At 63.6% G+C, this 17,817-nt stretch carries 13 protein-coding genes; 8 read left to right on the top strand and 5 right to left on the bottom strand.

What is annotated here, in order from left to right; translation table 11 throughout:
- The first annotated feature begins 7 nt into the window (after window positions 1-7).
- Both GT590_RS11210 and GT590_RS11205 read left to right on the top strand, forming a co-directional pair.
- Window positions 8-2,257 (top strand): molybdopterin-dependent oxidoreductase, encoded by a 2,250-nt coding sequence (locus GT590_RS11210; RefSeq protein ID WP_009306867.1) that lies wholly within the window; start codon window positions 8-10, stop codon window positions 2,255-2,257.
- 593 nt (window positions 2,258-2,850) lie between these two features.
- On the top strand, window positions 2,851-2,991 hold the full coding sequence (locus GT590_RS11205; protein ID WP_226844200.1) for a hypothetical protein: 141 nt from the start codon (window positions 2,851-2,853) through the stop codon (window positions 2,989-2,991).
- A gap of 9 nt (window positions 2,992-3,000) precedes the next feature.
- On the opposite strand, the gene GT590_RS11200 is transcribed toward GT590_RS11205, so the two are convergent.
- A complete protein-coding gene (locus GT590_RS11200; protein WP_009609327.1) occupies window positions 3,001-3,975 on the bottom strand; it encodes a CPBP family intramembrane glutamic endopeptidase in 975 nt (324 codons plus the stop codon).
- Between the two features lie 142 nt (window positions 3,976-4,117).
- Between GT590_RS11200 and GT590_RS11195 the strand changes: the two genes are divergently transcribed.
- From GT590_RS11195 to GT590_RS11180, 4 genes are all read left to right on the top strand, one after another.
- Window positions 4,118-4,861 carry an ABC transporter ATP-binding protein gene (locus tag GT590_RS11195; protein WP_161171094.1) on the top strand — a complete coding sequence of 248 codons (744 nt, stop codon included), beginning with the start codon at window positions 4,118-4,120 and terminating at the stop codon, window positions 4,859-4,861.
- Between the two features lie 10 nt (window positions 4,862-4,871).
- Window positions 4,872-6,461 carry a hypothetical protein gene (locus GT590_RS11190; protein ID WP_009609400.1) on the top strand — a complete coding sequence of 530 codons (1,590 nt, stop codon included), beginning with the start codon at window positions 4,872-4,874 and terminating at the stop codon, window positions 6,459-6,461.
- 116 nt (window positions 6,462-6,577) lie between these two features.
- Window positions 6,578-7,075 (top strand): GntR family transcriptional regulator, encoded by a 498-nt coding sequence (locus tag GT590_RS11185; protein ID WP_009609402.1) that lies wholly within the window; start codon window positions 6,578-6,580, stop codon window positions 7,073-7,075.
- Window positions 7,075-8,190, top strand: a complete 1,116-nt coding sequence (locus tag GT590_RS11180; RefSeq protein WP_009306858.1) for a DUF1648 domain-containing protein — start codon at window positions 7,075-7,077, stop codon at window positions 8,188-8,190. The genes GT590_RS11185 and GT590_RS11180 overlap by 1 nt, the downstream gene beginning before the upstream one ends.
- Before the next feature lie 100 nt (window positions 8,191-8,290).
- Here GT590_RS11180 and GT590_RS11175 read toward each other — a convergent pair whose 3' ends face one another.
- Window positions 8,291-10,294 carry a sodium:proton antiporter gene (locus GT590_RS11175; RefSeq protein WP_009306857.1) on the bottom strand — a complete coding sequence of 668 codons (2,004 nt, stop codon included), beginning with the start codon at window positions 10,292-10,294 and terminating at the stop codon, window positions 8,291-8,293.
- Between the two features lie 228 nt (window positions 10,295-10,522).
- On the opposite strand from GT590_RS11175, the gene GT590_RS11170 reads away from it, so the two are divergent.
- Window positions 10,523-12,352, top strand: a complete 1,830-nt coding sequence (locus GT590_RS11170) for an ABC-F family ATP-binding cassette domain-containing protein (RefSeq protein ID WP_156732802.1) — start codon at window positions 10,523-10,525, stop codon at window positions 12,350-12,352.
- On the opposite strand, the gene GT590_RS11165 is transcribed toward GT590_RS11170, so the two are convergent.
- Window positions 12,353-12,808: a hypothetical protein gene (locus GT590_RS11165; RefSeq protein WP_143924749.1), complete on the bottom strand. Its 456-nt coding sequence runs from the start codon at window positions 12,806-12,808 to the stop codon at window positions 12,353-12,355.
- A gap of 42 nt (window positions 12,809-12,850) precedes the next feature.
- On the opposite strand from GT590_RS11165, the gene GT590_RS11160 reads away from it, so the two are divergent.
- A complete protein-coding gene (locus GT590_RS11160; protein WP_114513308.1) occupies window positions 12,851-14,380 on the top strand; it encodes a helix-turn-helix transcriptional regulator in 1,530 nt (509 codons plus the stop codon).
- 78 nt (window positions 14,381-14,458) lie between these two features.
- Here the strand turns inward: GT590_RS11160 and GT590_RS11155 are convergent, their stop codons facing one another.
- On the bottom strand, window positions 14,459-16,372 hold the full coding sequence (locus tag GT590_RS11155; RefSeq protein ID WP_015761385.1) for a flavocytochrome c: 1,914 nt from the start codon (window positions 16,370-16,372) through the stop codon (window positions 14,459-14,461).
- A gap of 125 nt (window positions 16,373-16,497) precedes the next feature.
- On the bottom strand, window positions 16,498-17,685 hold the full coding sequence (locus GT590_RS11150) for a helix-turn-helix domain-containing protein (protein ID WP_021409462.1): 1,188 nt from the start codon (window positions 17,683-17,685) through the stop codon (window positions 16,498-16,500).
- Window positions 17,686-17,817 lie beyond the last annotated feature (132 nt).

The following is a 17,817-nucleotide window of genomic DNA, read 5'->3' as shown; positions in this document are numbered from 1 at the left end:
GGATACTATGAGCGAGTATATCAATGTTTCGCGCCGCACGTTCCTCAAGGGGACGGCGGCCGTTGCGGGTGCCGCGCTGGCCGGTGGGGCGTACGAGATCGTGCATCCCGAAGGGGCCGTTGCGGAAGAGGCGCCCATCGAGGTGAAGAACACCTATTGCGACATGTGCAACCACGTGCCGAAGTGCGGCATCGCCGCGTCGGTGAAGGACGGCAAGGTGGTGCGCGTGGAGGCGCGCGACAAGTACCCGGCCGACCCCATTTGCGCGAAGGGCATTTCCAGCTTGCAGGAGTTGTACGATCCGCATCGCATCACGTATCCCATGGTGCGCACGAACCCGAAGGGCACGGGTGCGCCCGAATGGGAGCCCATCTCCTGGGACGACGCGTACGCGCGCATCGCCAGCGAGCTCAACCGCATCAAAGAAGAGAGCGGTCCCGAAGCGGTGCTGTTCTACTGCGGCGACCCGAAGGAGCCGCGCGGCGCTATGCAGCGCCTGGCCACGCTGTTCGGCTCGCCCACGTACGGCACAGAAAGCTCCACCTGCGCGGCGGCCACGTGGATCTGCTCGCAGCTGGTGACCGGCCAGCTGACCATGGGTTCCGATCCTACCGACGCCACGGCCAGCTGCCTGGTGTGGTCGCTCAACCCGGCATGGTCGCAGCCCTACCGTTTCGGCGACATGATGAAGCAGAAGGAGCGCGGCTGCAAGTTCGTCGTCGTCGACCCGCGCATCACGCCCACGGTGACCGGCTTGGCCGACGTGCATCTGCAGCTGCGCCCCGGCACCGACGGCGCGCTTGCGCTCGGGTTCATCCACGTCATGCTGCGCGACGGTCTGTACGACAAGGACTTCGTGGAGAAGTGGACGCACGGCTTCGACGAGCTGTCCGGTTACGTGCAGGAGTTCACGCCCGAGCGCGTGGAGGAGATCACCTGGGTTCCCGCTGCGAAGCTCGAGGAGGCCGTGCGCATCATCTGCGAGAACGCGCCCGCGACGCTGGTGTCCAGCTCGGCCGGCGCGTGCCACGCCACCAACGTGGGCAACTTCCAGCGCGCGGTGTACTCGATCATCGCGCTGACGGGCGATTTGGACGTGGCGGGCGGCCTGGCCATGGGGCCGGGGCTGCCGTTCGATTACTCGGCGTCCACTGCGGCGTTTCGACTCGAGGACATGTACGCCGAGAAGGGCCTGCAGGATATCCGCTACGACAAGGATGACTTCCCGGTGTGGGCGCACTATTTCAAGATGATCCAGACCGCGCACCTGCCCGAGCTGGTGGCCGACGGCAAGATCCGCGCCGGCGTGCTGCTGGGCGTGAACTCCATGATGTGGCCGCAGACGCCTGAGTACCAGAGGGCCATTAAGGACATGGAGTTCACCGTGGCCATCGACTACTATATGCGTCCTTGGACGCACGACCTGGTGGACATGCTGCTGCCGGCCGCCATGTGCTACGAGCGCATGGCCCCGCCAGCCATCTTCGGCCGCAAGATCTTCCATCGCGACCCGGTGGTGAAGCCGATGGGCCAGTGCCGCGAGGATTGGCAGATCATCCTGGAGATCGGCTGCGCGCTGGGCTTCGAGGAGGAGTGCTACGGCGGCAGCGTGGAGGCGGCGCTCGACGATATGTACCGGGGTGCGGGCATCGACATCTCGCTGGAGCTGCTGCGGGAGCATCCCGAGGGTTACGAGGTGCCGGGCGGCTCGAAGGACGAGAAGAAGTACGAGACCGGCGGCCTGCGCAAGGACGGCCAGCCCGGCTTCAACACGCCGACGGGCAAGATCGAGCTGGTGAGCGAGATTCTGAAGCAGTACGGCTTCGAGGGGCTGCCGGTGTACGAGGAGCCGGTGCATAGCCCGGTGAGCACGCCCGACGAGGCGAAGGACTACTCGCTGGTGCTGAACAGCGGCTCGCGCGTGCCGTACTACACCCACTCGAAGCTGCGCGATCTGCCGTGGCTCAACCAGTTCATGCCCGACCCGGTGGTGCGCCTGCACCCCGACGACGCCGAGGCGCGCGGCATCACGGACGGCGCGCAGGTGCGCGTGTTCAACCAGTTCGGTGAAGTGACGATGAAAGCCGAGATCACGAACCTCGTGCTGCCCGGTGTCGTGGACGTCTTCCACGGTTGGCACCAGGCCGATATCAACTTGCTGACCACGCGCGACTTCGACCCCATCACCGGATTCCCTCCCTTCCGATCCGGCTTGTGCGAGGTCGAGCGTACGGGCAAGGGCAAGATCACCGTATAGCGCGGCGATCTTGAGGAGGGGCGTTCCGTTTCGGGGCGTCCCTCCTACGCCGCGTGCCGCCTGCAACGACGGCGGGGTGTTTCATGTGAAGCGTACTCGGATGGCAGGGGTCCTTCTGCCAGCCTCCCGCTCGTGCAGCTCGAGTAGAAAAATCGAGCTTCTCTGCAACTTTTTCGACTTCGTGGCAGGTTGAGGAAGCCGCCGAAAGCGCCGACCAGGGGTTTTCCAAGAGCTTCTCGATTGGTTGCAGTCGATCGATCATCCGGAAGATCGTTTTCGACCCTGAAGCCTGCCACGAAGTCGAAAAAGTTGCAGAGGGGTCCTTGAAATCGGTTCGAGCCTCGCGACGCGAAATGATGCGAGGCTGTGCTTGCGCAGATGAATGGGTGCGTACTGCGCCGACGCCCTTTGCGTCCGCGGATCCCGCGCAGGCGCAGGGGAGGAGGGCGCCGGCCGTAGCGTTCGAAGAGCAAAGCGCGAGCTCGACCCCGCCCTCACTTCTTCTTGGTGCGCGGCGACCGCACCAAGTGCGGCGGGATGTTTCACGTGAAACATCCGTTCTTGTTATCCCGTTCGATGCTGAGCAAGGGGGTTTGGGTTCCGGTTCGCTTTCTTGGGGTGACGGGTTGGCGGGCGCGCTCGTCGACGCATCGGCCTCGGCGCTGTCCGCCCTCTACCTGTGCGCGGCGCTGCCCGCCGTCAGCGCCGTCGTCTGCCCGGTGATCAAGCGGTAGGCGCGTATGCTAGCTTGCCGTGCGGGCGAGGTCGGCTTTCGTCATGTCGTCGGGCAGGCCCGCCTGCGGCATAGCGAGGGTGCCGGCTTTCTCGCGGCGGTGCATATCCCACAGCATGAGGGCCGCGACCACGATGAACGCGCTGCCGCCGACGATGCCCACGGGCATGGGTCCCACGAAGGGGTTGCCGCCCGTGAGCGAGAACATGATACCCGCGCTGACGAACGCGTTGATCGCACCGTGGCCGACAGCCGCCGCCAAGCAGCTGCCCGTGCGCACAGTGACGTAGGTGAGGAAGATTCCAAGCGCCGTGCAGAACACGCACATGGCAGCGATGCCGGCGAATGGCCAGCCGGGATACCCCACGCCGTAGTTGTGCCCGATGATGGTGAGCGGCGCGTGCCACAAACCCCAGATCACGCCCGTGACCAGCAGCGTCGGCACGATGCGCAGGCGCGCAGCCGTCTTCGGCACCAGGTAGCCGCGCCAGCCCCACTCCTCGCCGAACGTCGTGAAGATGTTGAGCGCGGGGCCCAGGAACACGGCGAAAGGCAGCTGGGCCAGCAGCATGGCGCGCACTTGGTCGGCGGAGACGTCGCCCGCGCCCGCCGCCGCTGCGGCCTGCTGTTGCGTGGCGACGATGGTCGACATGCTGGGGTCGAAATCCTGCGGGAACGCCAGAAAGTACACCGCCGCGCCGATGGCGGCCAGCAGGGCGGGACCGAACCAGGCGACGACGAACCACGGCAGGGATTTCTTGAACCCGCGCGGCTTGATGAGGCTGTTCTTGAATCCCTCGCGCGTGACGAGGCGCGTGATGAGCACGCCCAGGGCGGGGAAGAACATGGCGGCGCCGGTGGCGAACTGCGCGGCGACCGGAGGAACGCCCACGAGCGCTCCCGACGATATCGGATACACCACCCCGAACTCGTACGCCCAGGTCAATATGAACGTGATCGCCAAGAAAATAGAAATCCGCTTCATGCTAGCGCCCCTTGTCTCTCCTGAATCCGATCCCCAGCACGGCTCTTGCATCTTTGTTCCATCTGTTATAGCATAAATATAACAAACAACCGCGGGAAGGTCAACAACCGCGAACGGATCGCGGATAGGGAAGGAAACGCGCATGACGGCAGAACAGAAGAAGGCCGCTCCGGTGCTTTCGGTCAACCATGTGGTGAAGGCGTTCGGCGCGAAACGGGCGGTGGACGATGTGACGCTCGACGTCATGCCGGGCGACATTTTCGGATTCGTCGGCCACAACGGCGCCGGCAAAACCACGCTCATCCGCGCTATCGTGGGCGTGACGGGCTTCGACGAGGGCGACATCCGCATCGCAGGTCAGTCGGTGAAAACCGACGCGCTGGCCTGCAAGCGCATGACCGCCTACGTGCCCGACAACCCCGACATCTACGAGTTCCTCACGGGCATTCAGTATCTCAACTACCTTTCGGACATCTTCGAGGTGCCCGCCGACGTGCGTGAACGCCGCATCCGGGCGTACGCGGACCGGCTGAGCCTCACCTCGGCGCTGGGCGACCTCATCTCCTTGTACTCGCACGGCATGCGCCAGAAGCTGGTGCTCATCGGCGCGCTCGTGCACCAACCGACACTGCTGGTGCTGGACGAGCCGTTCGTCGGTCTCGACCCCGAGGCGTCCTTCCACGTGAAGGAGATGCTGCGCGAGCTGGCCGATGGCGGCTCGGCCGTGTTCTTCTCCAGCCACGTGCTGGAAGTGGTGGAGAAGCTGTGCAACAAGGTGGCCATCATCAAGCAGGGCACGCTGCGCGCATGCGGCCCGACGGCCGACGTGGTGGGCGACGAGAGCCTGGAGGACGTGTTCCTCGACATGATCGACCGGAACGCGTAGGGGGTTTGCCATGAAACCGTTCATTCTGCTGCTGAAGATACAGCTGCTAGGGCTGTTCGGCATCAACAAGACGCTGCACGCCGACCCCGCGAAGGCGAAGCGCACGCTGGCGCTTGCGGCGCTGGTCGTGGCGGCCGTGGTGCTGTTCGCTTCGGCGTACTCGGCGGGCGTGGCGCAGGGGCTCGTCCAAATCGGCTTGGCCGAAGCCGTTCCCCTGGTCGCGGTGCTGGTGGGCGCGATCGCCGGCGCGGTTGCGGCGTTCCTCAAAACGAACGGCGTGCTGTTCGGCTTCAAGGACTACGACCTGGTGATGTCGCTTCCCGTGCCCACGTCGTCGGTGGTGTTGTCGCGTATCGCATCGCTGTACGCCATGAGCCTGCTGTTCGGCGTGCTGGTGATGGTGCCGGCTTTCGCCGTGTACGCGTCGGCTGCCGGGGTGTCGGCGGTCGGGGTCGCGTGCATGGCGCTGTCCATCGTGCTGGCGCCGCTTCTGCCCCTGGCCGCGGCCGTCGTGCTGGCGGTGCTGATCGCTGCGGTGTCCTCGCGCTTCAAGCACGCGAACGTCGCGGTCATCGTGCTGACGCTGGCCGCCACGCTGGCGGCGGTGTTCGGCTCGTTCGCGCTGTCCGGCCAATCCGACGACCTGGCGGCGTTGAGTGCGCTCGGCGCCCAGCTGACGGGGCAGCTCGCGGCCATCTTCCCGCCGGCCGCATGGGCGACTGCAGGCATCGTGCAGGGCGACCTCGTGCAGTTCGCCGCCTTCGCTGCGGTCAACATCGCGGCTGCGGCGGCAGTGTTTGCGCTGGTCGCGCGCCTATTCGTGCCGGTGAACTCGCTGCTCATGTCGTCCAGGCCGCGCGGGACGTTCTCGTTCGACGGCGATAAGGGCGCGGGTGCGAAGTCGTCCACGCCCTTCCGCGCGCTCATGGTGAAGGAGCTGCGGCTTTTGGCCGCCACGCCCATCTACTTCATGAACGCGTGCATAGGCTACGTGCTGGTGCTGGTTGCAGCCGTCGCGGTGGCGGTGGGCTCTGCCACGGGGATGCTGTCGCTCGATTTGCTGCCGCCCGCGTACGCGCCGTTCGTCGGCGCGCTGCTTCCGTGGGCGCTCGCGTTCTTCTGCGCTATCTCGTCCACGACGGCCGCGTCGGTTTCGCTCGAGGGCTCGGCGCGTTGGCTCATGCTGACGGCTCCCGTGTCGCCGGCGACGGTGCTGGGAGCGAAGGTGGCCGTCAACTTGGCCATCGCCGTGCAGTGCCTCGCGGTGTCGGCCGTGCTCATGGCGGTGTCGCTGCCGCTGGACGCCCTGTCTGTCGCAGCGCTGTTCGCGGTGCCGCTTGCGGCCAGCATGCTGGCGGCATGTCTGGGACTGGCGCTTGACGCGCGCAGCCCGAAGTACGACTGGACCAGCGTGTACGAGCCGGTGAAGCGCGGCGTTCCGGTGTTCGCCGTGATCATGATCGGCATGGTGTTCTGCGTCCTCGGCATGGGCGTCACGACGTTGCTAGGCGTGGGCGCGTCGCTCGTGCTGGCGCTTCTGGCGGCCGCGGTCTCCGTCGCGGCGTACCGCGGCGCGGTGAAGCGGGGGCTGAGGGCGTAGTCGCTCAAGGCGGCGCGGAGGACGAATGTGCGAGACGATAATCGCCTGCGCGATCGCCGCCTCTCGGTTGCGCGCGCTACAATACGACGAGGAAACGAAAGGGAGAAGGCGTGCGTATGGTTATTCGCATCGATCAGAAGTCGGAAGAACCGCTGTACCTGCAGATACGCAGCCAGATCATCGCGGCCATCGCCACGGGCGAGCTGGTGCCCGGCACGGCGTTGCCATCCGTTCGCGCGCTGGCTAGCGACTTGGGCATCAACCTGCACACGGTGAACAAGGCGTACGCCGTGCTGCGCGACGAGGGCTACGTGCTGATGCGCGGCCGATCGGGCGCCTACATCGCCGACCCGTGCGAGGACGATCGGGCCGACCGCGCCCAAATCGAGCTGGCGAAGATGGAGGACGGCCTGTTCGAGCTGGCGTTGGCGCACCGGGCGCGCGGCGGCACGTGGGGCGAGTTCCTGGAGTGCGCGCAGCGCCAGGCCGCGCGCGCCTACGGGGCGGGCGAACGATCCGATGCCCGAACTGCGCAAGCGAGCCGCGACGCGCAGGGCGAGAACATCGAGCGCGCCGCCTCGTGCGAACCGGCGTTCAAAGGGGGTGCGCTGTAGTGGAAGGGTTCGACCCGACCGTCATGATGGCCGTTACGGCATTGCTCATGCCGGTCATCGGCGCGTTCATGGCCATCACCCCGTACCTCATGCGCCGCGGCGAGGTGTTCACGGTCACCGTTCCCACCTCCGAGCAGCACGATCCGTACGTCGTAGGACTCAAGCGCCGCTACGCCGCCATCGTCGGGTCGGCTACGGCGGTGTTCACGGTCGTCGGCTTCGCGAGCGCCGCCATGGGCAACGCAGGCGGCGTGCTGGGCGCGCTGATCGTCGGGTCGCTGGCGGTGACCGCAGGCGGCTACGCGCTCATGCTGGCGTTCCGCGCCAAGATGTCCGCATACAAAGCCAAGCGCGGTTGGACGGCTGACGCGCAAGAGTCCGTCGCGGTGGTGGGCGAGCAGCCCGTGCCGCGAGCCATCTCTCTCAAATGGAACCTGTTGTACCTGCCCATCATGGCCATCACCTTCGCCGTGGGCGCGGTGGGTTACGTGCATATGCCCGACATGATTCCCATGCATATGGGCTTCGACGGCACCGTGAACGATTGGACTGAGAAAACCCCGCTCATCCTGTGGATGCCGGTACTCATCCAGGGGTTCATGGCCGCGTGTTTCGTGTTCTCCCACTGGACCATCGCTCGTTCGAAGAAGTGGGCCGAACCCGGCGCGCCGGCCACGTCGGCGCTGGCCTACGGCCTGTTCGCCCGCGCGCAGAGCATCTATCTGGTGGCGGGAGGCGTGGTGATAGCGGTGGCCATGATCGCCATGCCGCTGTCGTTCATGAACGTGATCGACCTGGGTCAGGCAGCCGTCTTCATCATGATCGCGGCTATCGTGCTGTGCGTCGGCGCCATGGCGATCAGCCTCGTGTACGGCCAGGCGGGTTCACGCGTGTTCAAGAACATGCAGACATCCGATCGGCTGCATGTGGACGACGACCGTTATTGGAAGTTCGGCGTGTTCTACTGCAACCCCGACGATGCCAGCCTGTTCCTGCCCGAGCGTTTCGGCGTCGGTTGGACGCTGAACTGGGCGCGCCCTGCTGTGTGGGCCATCGTCGCAGGCGGTTTCGTGGTGACGGCTGCTTTCGTGGTCGCGGTGATGCTGCTGTTCTAGGCGAGGCGCGTGCTACGTGCGCGGGTTGCATGCGCAAGCTGGGCAGCCGAGGCGAAGTCCCCCTGAAAATGAGACATTGACTCCGTCCTTTTGTCTTGTTCTACACGTTGTCCTCCAGATCGATTTGCATGAGCATCACGTTCTCGCGCAGCCGTTTGTACGAGAAGCGGGGCAGCGCCCCCTCCTCGTAGCGCGCCTGAATAGCTTCCAGCTCAAGCCGCAGTCCTTGGCGCTGGATGTCCACGGCTTTGTTCGCAGTGCTGGTCAGCACGGTGATGGACGGGCTTGCGGCGCTGTGAATGGTTTGCACGAGGCTTTGGTATTCCAGTAGCAGCTTGCTCAGGTTCTCGGTAGGCTCTTCCGAAGTGGGAGAGGCGAGCTCCGCCTGCAACTTTTCGATGACGTGCTCGTTGCTGCGGAGGCGCAGGTCGCGCTCGGCCTGCACGCGCTCGGAGAGATCGTCGCCGGGCAGCGCCTCCACGATACGATGCCATCCTGCGTGAGCGAGCGTGCGCACGCGCAGGTAGGCGATTTGCAGCGACACACGGTCGGCATGATGGCGCAGCAGATTTTCCGTGCGCGAGAGGCGCTTGATGTGCCGGTACCCTATCAGCTGATCCACTTCCTCGCGTTCAAGGAGATCGAGCGTGAAATCGCGTTCCCACCGGTTCGCTTTCAGGCGCAAGGGCGTCATGGACTCGTCGGGCAGTTCGCTTCTGTTCTTCAGGCGGGCTATGCGCTCGTTGTAGCCGTGGACGACCGCTTGCGTGGCCGCGCGGTTCTCGCCGGTTTGACGTGCCGCCAGCTCTTCGATGACCGATCGGAGTATCTCGATATTGGCTTGCTCCTCGTCGAAGCAATCCTCGTCGTCGGTATCTTTCTTCGGCGCGATCAGCGGCACGGCGAACGTGGCCAACAGCATGGTGACCACGATGACGCCGCATGCTAGGAACAGCAGCAGCTCGCGCTGCGGGATGGAGAACGGAATAGTGAACGCCACGGCAAGCGTGATGGTTCCCTTCGGGCCGGCCAAGGTCATGATGGCCGTCGAGCGAAGCTCATCCAACGTCATCCGGCCTCTGCGCTGGCGATGGACGCGCTCCATGATAAGCACCCAAAGGAAGCGGGCGGCCAGCATGAGCACGGTGATGCCCAGGATGTAGCCGATGAGAGCGTCGTTGTCGATGGTGACGTTTTCCCAGGTACGCTGCATGGCGCGCGGCAGCTGAGTACCCAGAAGCACGAATACGATGCCGTTGAGGGCGAACGTCAGCACGCGCCACACGCTGGCGGACACGATATTCATGCGCGAGACGGACGGGCCGATGGCGCGCGGCGATACGACGTTCAAAATGCCGGCGGCGACGACCGCGATGATACCGCTGGTGCCCAGCGCGTTGGCCACCAGGTACACGATGAACGGCACGAACACCTCGAACAGCACATGGAACGTGGTGTTCTCGAGGCCCCACGAGCGCACGCGGCGCACGATGAAGTTGCCCGTGAGCCCCAACGCTACGCCCACGAGTACGCCGCCGAGGAATGCGAAGAAGAAGTTCGCCGTGGCGCCGACCAGCGAGAATGTACCGGTGACGGCTGCGGCTATGGCGAATTGGAACGACACGATGCCCGAGGCGTCGTTGATGATGGATTCGCTTTCCAAGATATTGCGCGAACGTGCGGGGATCTTCACCTGCTTCGACAGCGAGGCGACCGACACCGCGTCGGTGGGTCCGAGCGCGGCGCCCAAGGCGAACGCCGCGGCCAAGGGGATGGATGGAACCAGCCAGTTGACGGCGAACCCGATGATCAGGGCCGAGGCGATGACCAGCCCGACGGCCAGCGACAGCACCGGGCGTTTGTTCTCCCACAGCGCCTTCTTGTCGAGGTTTTTGGCCTCGTCGTACAGAAGCGGGGCTATGAACAGCACTAGGAACAGGTTGGGATCGAAGGCGATGCTGATCTGCGTGCCCATGACCAGCGCGATGAGCAGGCCCAGCCCTATCTGGATGAGGGGCGATGACACTTTGGGAACCAGCTGGTCGATGACGGATGAGAGCAGCACGGCGGCCAGCATGAGCAGCGAGAATTCAAGGAGTTCCACGCGGCGCCTCCTTTTGCATGATGATCAGGGCTTGACCCCATTGTAACGCAATCGCTAGCTGGCGGGGCGTTGCGAGCCGGTCTTCCTGCTTGGGGTCGGGATTCGAGACGAGGCTTCGTATGGGCATGAGGCGCAAGATGAGGGCGGCCTTCTCGTGGATCGGCGGCTCGCTTTCCCGCCATGCGCTATAATCGGCCTTCCGAACTACATGAAGAAGGATGGCGGGCGATGGCGTTTCTGCTTGGATGCGAAAAGGTGCGGGTCGATTTCCCCACGAAAGAGGTGTTCTCCGAGGTGTCGCTGGGCGTTGACGAGGGCGACCGGGTGGGCATCGTCGGGCGCAACGGCGACGGCAAGTCGACGCTGCTGAACCTGTTGGCAGGCACGCTGGATCCCGACGAAGGCCGCGTGCTGCGTAACGGCGCCGTGCGCGTGGGCGTGCTGGGACAGGCCGACTCGCTCGATCCCGCTGCCACGGTGGGGCAATCCGTGGTGGGCGATCTGCCTGAATACGAGTGGGCCGGCGACGCGCGCATCCGCGACATCATTGCCGGGTTGGCCGGCGACATCCCTTGGGACGCGCAGGTGGGAACGCTGTCGGGCGGGCAGCGCCGTCGAGTGGACCTCGTGCGGCTGCTCATCGGCGACTGGGACGTGCTGGCGCTGGACGAGCCCACGAACCATCTGGACGTGCGCGCTATCACGTGGCTGGCGGACCATCTGAAAACCCGCTGGAAAAAGGGCGCGGGCGCGCTGTTGGTAGTCACGCACGACCGTTGGTTCCTCGACGAGGTGTGCCTGCGTATGTGGGAGGTGCACGATAAACGGGTGGAGCCGTTCGAGGGCGGATTCTCGGCCTACATCATGCAGCGCGTGGAGCGCGATCGCGTGGCCGCGCTAGCCGAGCAGAAACGCCAGAACGAGCTGCGCCGCGAGCTGGCGTGGCTCTCGCGCGGCGCACGGGCGCGTGCGACGAAGCCGAAGTTCCACGTGGCCGCCGCCCAGGAACTCATCGCCGACGTGCCGCCTTTGCGCGACGAGCTGGAGCTCAAGCGCATGGCCATGGCGCGCCTGGGCAAGCAGGTGGTCGACCTCGAGCACGTGAGCGTGCGCTTCGACGACAAGACGATCCTCGACGACGTGGACTGGATCATCGGCCCGGGCGACCGCTACGGCATCGTCGGCGAGAACGGCACGGGCAAGACCACGCTGCTGCGCGTGATCCAGGGTCTGCAGCGCCCGAACGCCGGCGAGGTGAAGATCGGCAAGACCGTGCGTTTCGCCGTGCTGTCGCAGCATCTGGACGATCTGTCCGAACTGGGCGACGACCGTGTGCGCCAGGTCATCGGCCGCTACAGCCGTCGCACGATGCTGGACGGCAAGGAGATGACGCCCGCCCAGCTGCTGGAGAAGCTGGGCTTCAAGCGCGCCGACCTCAACGAGCCGGTGAAGGACTTGTCCGGCGGGCAGAAGCGCCGTCTGGCCCTCATGTTGATCCTGCTGGACGAGCCGAACGTGCTGATCCTCGACGAGCCCGGCAACGACCTGGACACCGACATGCTGGCCGTGGTGGAGGACCTGTTGGACGCCTGGCCGGGCACGCTGCTTCTGGTCACGCACGACCGCTACCTCATGGAGCGCGTCACCGACCACCAGTTCGCCCTGGTGAACGGGAAGATCCGTCATCTGCCGGGTGGGGTGGACGAGTATTTGAGGTTGTCCGACGCTTCCCCCTCTTCCATGGCGGCCGGCAGTCCCGCACGTCAACGCCCTGCGCACGCCGCCGATTCGGGCTTATCTGGGACCGAAGCATCGCCCGAAAGCTCCCGCCTCTCCGGCGGCGAGCAGCGTACCCTGCGCAAGCTCATGCAATCCAACGAGCGCAAGGTGGAAACGCTCAACGGCAAGATCGAGGACGTGCGCGCGAGCATGGCCGCCGCCGACCCCACCGACTTCACCGCGCTCGGCGACTTCCAAGCCCAGATTTCCGATCTCCAACAGCAGATCGATGCCCTTGAGGAAGAATGGATGGAAGCCGCCGAGAAGCTGGGGGAGTAGCTACCGTACCTCTTTGAACGGAACCGGACGGACGGGTTTGCTGACGAGCGTGTCGTTGGCTGGTGATGCGGCCGCGCGTTCGAAGCCGATGAAGGCCTCGATGATGCCTTGGGCCTCGAACGCCCGATTGCGCTTGCCGATGTTGATTTGTCTGACGATGCCGGCTTCTGCAAATCGCTCGATGACTGTGTTTGCCGTCGGCATTGATCTTCCGATGGCGCGAGCCATGCTCGCCGCAGTGAAAATAGGCCGACCTGCCATGGCATCGGCCAGTGCGCCGAGCGCAGGCGTGCGTTTCCCGAGAGCCTCGTGTCGGCAAGCAGTGCCCGATGAATGGTTTTCAGCAAGGCCACTGATACGGGTTCCTGCGCTGCTTGCGTGAGCGCCTCGTTTATGGGTGGGAAGAGCTTCGTGCAAGCGGGCGATTGGGATGGACACGGTGCTTTCGGGCTCCATCGCCTCTGCTGCGTGCGGAATCGGCTATGGTACAATTCCGCCATGAAGCAAGGGGAGGAAAACGGAAGTGGTGAGCGCGCCCGGGCGGTTGACCGGTATCTTCATACTGGTTCTTTCGAGGCGTTCAGATCGACATTCCTATCCGGTTTGGTTCTTGCTTTTTTCGGCATAGGCTTCTACCGGCTCTGGTACCAGTTCAACTTCTACAACCTGCATTTTTCCGCCGACGTGGGCATGGTGACGGTGGGTGCGAACGTCGCTCGGGTGGTGGTGATCGCGCTGCTGGTTTTGCTAGTGTACAAGGCCGGTTTCACGCGTGCGACGCGCGGTGTGTTCGTATGGTCCGGCTTCGTGCTTATGACGGTTTCCAGCTTGCTTTACTTGCTCGATCTCTTTTTCGACGCGACCCGATTCGAGGCGCTACGCGTCATCGTCGGAGGAATAGGTCTGGTCGGCGGCGAGATCATCTGGATTTTCTTTCTCGAACGGCTTCGTCCTGGCGAAGTATTCTTCTACGCTGCCGGCGGCTTGGCTCTTTCATGCGCGCTCTCGCTCGTCATGGGGTATTTGGATCCTGTCGTTTCGGGCATGATCAACCTGTTCATTCCCGCCCTGTCGGTGTTCGCGTACTGGCAGGCGATGACGCGCCTTGACGAGCGCGCCAAAACGACGCGGGCGGGTCGGGAAGACGGCATGGGGAAGGCTCCGGGGGTCGATGCGCTGTACGAATCGGATCCGTTTCGTACAGGAGCCGTGCATGCGCTGATCGCGTTCTTCCTGTACGCGCTGCTGCTGGGCATGGCGCTTGGATACCCCGATGGACGTCATCGAGAATTGTCGCAAACGGTTCGTTCGATTCATCAGGTGCTCGTGGTGCTGCTGATCGCGTTCGTCGTGTGGCTCGTGCTGGTGCGGGGACGTTCGTTCAAGTTGTCCGGATACTGGCTGTTTCAGAATGCGCTCATGATGGCCAGCATATGCTTTTTGATGAGCGGATCGAGCGGATCCGAAGAAGCCAGCACGTTTCTTCTGACCAATGCGGTGACGTGCTTCTATATCCCCCTCGTGTTCTTCATTTGTCTCATCGGCCGCCACGTCCACTATCAGACGACGTTGGTATACGCGGTGGTTTACGGCGGTTCGCTTCTGTGCATGGCCGTTGGACGCATTATTGTGTACGCGGTAGGCCCGACGCTCGATCATAGTTTGTGGCTGCTCATCGTGATGGCGATCGTGGTGCTGGTCGAAGCGACGCTCATTATGAGGCCGCGTTTCATGGGCGATTACCCAATCGGCTTCGAGCTTGGGACTATGCGAAACGAAGCGTCCGAAGGGGCCGCCGAGGTCGGGGTCGTCGATCCTGTTGCGGCATTCGCAGGGTTGTACGGCTTGAGCGACGTCGAGAGGGATATCGTGTCGCTTATTTCCCAAGGTCGAAGTCGATCCTTCATCGCTCAAACGCTTAATTACTCGGAAAACACCATCCGGAATTATACGAGGACGGTGTACCGTAAAGTCGGGGTGCATTCCAAGCAAGAGCTGCTCGACAAAGTTGCCGACGCGCGAGAATAATATCAGCAAAAGATCGCCCTGACCGCAGAAGGAATATACGGCCAGGGCGTAAGGAAGGTGCGTCGGGGAGGGGTAGGCTTAGCTTGTCGCGTGCTGTGCCGCCTGCGTACCGGCTTGGCGTCCGAACGTGATGCAGTCGGCAATGGCGTTACCGCCCAAACGGTTGCTTCCGTGAATGCCGCCGGTGCATTCGCCGCAAGCGTAAAGACCGGGAACGACTTCGCCATCCGCGCTCACGGCCTCCGTGTTGACGTTGATGCGGATGCCGCCCATGGTGTGATGAACCGTCGGTACCTTGCGGCATGCATACCACGGTCCCTCGGTCAACTGCCGGTCGGCGGTATTGTTTGCTTTGAAGCCGAAAGGATCCTCGGTTGCGCCGGCAACGACCTGGTTGTAACCGTCGATGGATGCTTGCAGCTTCGTGGCGTCCATCTGCGTCTGCTCTGCCAAGTCTTCAACGGTTTCGCCTTTCACGATATGGCCGAGCGCCAGCATGTTCTCGATGGTCGCGCCGTTCGCGTCGGGCTCGGTCTCCGAGGGGTAGCGAACCTTGTTGACAACGATCCAGTACGTCGATTCAGGCTGTGCGAAGATGGCTTTGCACAGGGTGTCACGTTCGGCGCCTTCGTTGACGAATCTCTCCCCGCTCTTGTTGACGAAGATGCGGTTGCGTCCTGAGGTGCGGATGTCTTCCATGAGGCCGGTGCCGGGCGTGCCGCACGGATGCAGCTGGATGTCCGACAGCCCGATGAGCTCCGCGCCGGCTCCCTCGGCAAGCTTGAGGCCTTCCCCTTGCGCGCACGGCTTGATGTTCGTGCAGCCGATGGTGTCGTCGAGCTTCACGTCGGCCCATACGCCGTCGTTGACTTGCTGTCGGTATTCGACGTTGGCGCCGAATCCGCCGGTGGCTACGACAATCGATTTCGCGTTCACGGTGATCTCTTGGCTTCCGCGGTGCACGGCCGTCAGACCAGCGACGGAGCCGTTTTCTAGGATGAGCTCTTTCGCTTGAGTCTCGTGCAAAACGACGAGTTGGTCAGCGTGGTCTGCCGCGAACGCTTCGAAAGCGCGGATGTAGGTGTTTCCCGACGGCGTGGCTGGATAGTGGCTTCGCTCGCCCAGCGATCCGGTGGCCGATCCCGTTTCGTCCTTGAACTTCACACCGAGCGATTCGAGCCAATGAACCGAATCGAGCGCGTTGTCGGTCAGGTAGTGTATGAGTTCGGGCGTGCCCTGTTCGTGTCCTCCTTCATAGGTGACTTCGTAGAACTGCTCGACAGAGTCTTCGATTCCCTGCTTCTGCTGACGTTCCGGATCGACTGCGTTGAGCGCGCCTTCGGAGACGTTCGTCGATCCGCCCGTGATGCCGCATTTCTCGACAACCACAACGTTGGCTCCGGCTTGCACGGCAGAGATGGCGGCTGTGAGGCCCGCACCGCCGCCGCCGACAACGCATACGTCGGCATTGTAGGACGATTCTACGGAGTCGTCCGGGCCGGGAGCCTTTGCGAGGGTTTTCGCTGCGTTTGCTTGCTCGGCGCAATCCTTCACACCTTGCTGGAGGCTCATGCTAGATAGGGTGGCGCCGGTGACGGAATCCACGTTCAGCGTCTGATATTCCATGATCTTGTTCGACAGATCTTCAAGAGCCGATGCGCCGACGCCCAGCGACTCCTGGTTCGTGCTGGTGTCGATGGCGGTAATGGCGTTCTCCGAGAATGTTACGTCGACGGTGAACGGGGCGTTATGGCCGGTCACATTGGCAGAATAAGTGCCTGCTTTCCACCCTTGCGCGGCCGCGCCGCCGGTATTCGCTGGCGTGCATCCGGTTAGACCGAATCCCATCAGTCCGCCGCAGGCGCCGAGAAACGCGGCTCCCTGCAAAAACGTGCGTCGATCGACGACGCTCTTGCGAAACAAGGACGCGCTGTTTGCGGCACCTCGTTTCGTGGTCGCTTCGATCAGATCGTCGTAGCGCGAATCTTTCATGCGTACCCCTCCTTCGCCCGCCACGTGCGGGCATTCGGTTTTCCCTACGGGTCGAAATCGTAGGGCGAGAGAGAGGGAAGGTGCTAGGCACAAAGAGTACACGCTGGTGTCCAAAAGGTACTTTCCTAGTGCTTCCACGTGCGTCCCGCGGGGTCGTTGGCTTCGCGCGGGGCGGACGACGGGGTCGGCGTTTGGGACGACGCGGGGTCTTCGGGTCCCCGGGACCAGGGATCATCTTGCTGCGCGTACTTCACCCAGGCGTCCTCCTGGCGCGCTTCGGCGATCCAGTCTTCCTGGGTCTTCGACACCACGCTGCCGATCATCCACACGATGCCGCACAGGATGCCGCCCACCACGAAGGCGATCCAGCTGATGGCGAAACCGCCCGCGCCGCGGCGGATGGCGTCTTTGAGCGCGAACTTGTCGATGCCGTCCCAGCCGCCGATCTGGTCGAACAGCGGCACGAAGCCCCACACCAGGAACACGATGGTGGCCAGCAGCATGATGCAGCCGCAGATGACGCCCATCACGCGTTCGGCGCGAATCTGCTCGGGTGACTTGACGACGGCGGTAGAGGGCATGTCGGCACCCAGGTTGCGGCGATGCGCGATGTAGGTGAGCTCGGAGAGGTCGTACTTCGACTTTTGCATGCAGGCCCAGATGAGAATGCCAATGGCGATGGCGAGGATGAGCATGAAGGGGAACATGACGAGCTCCTCCACGTATGCGCCGTTGATCATGGAGCTACTGTTGTCGGGTACGAGGCCGATTAGCATGATGACGTCGATGAGGATGAGACCCACGCCGACGGCGATGAGCGTCGGGTAGCGTTGCCCGAACCGATCGAGCGTGTCGGAGGAGTACCGCGGCTCGATGGAAGGGTTGCGACGCTTGAATTCGCTGTGGTTGAGACTGCCGACGACCAGGATTACCACGCCGATGACGATGCAGGAAAGCAGGGCGACGGTCTGCAGGTTATCCGGCCAGCCGAAGGCTTCAAGCAGCGCGTTCAGACCCACGCCGACCAGGATGCAGGCGACGCCGGCCGCGATGGACAGGTCGAAGCGGTTCATGTGCTCGTCGTAGCGCTCGGTGTCGTTTTCTTTGACGACATGCACGCTGCCGCGCATGAGGTCGTCGAGGCTGGTATGAAACAGGTCGCATAATTGCAGCAGCTTGTCCATTTCAGGGTAGTTCGTGCCGGCTTTCCATTTGCTGACGGTCTGGCGCGACACGCTTAACTGCTCGGCAAGCCCTTCCTGCGTGATGCCGTAATGCTGGCGCAGGTACACGAGGTTGTCGGCGAAACTCATGGCGGTCCCTTCTTCGTGGTCGATTGCATGATACCCGAAGCGCGGAGCTGAGCGGCCGCGCTTCTGCGTTTACCATCATGCGGTTGCAGAGCCGCCCGCTCTACCAATCTGGTGTTGCGTTTTGGGATTTTC

Source organism: Eggerthella sp. BIOML-A1 (assembly GCF_009875595.1).
In the GTDB taxonomy this organism is placed as follows: domain Bacteria; phylum Actinomycetota; class Coriobacteriia; order Coriobacteriales; family Eggerthellaceae; genus Eggerthella; species Eggerthella lenta.
The sequence above is the reverse complement of the archived record's forward strand: the minus strand, read 5'-3'. Positions and strand labels throughout refer to the sequence as shown.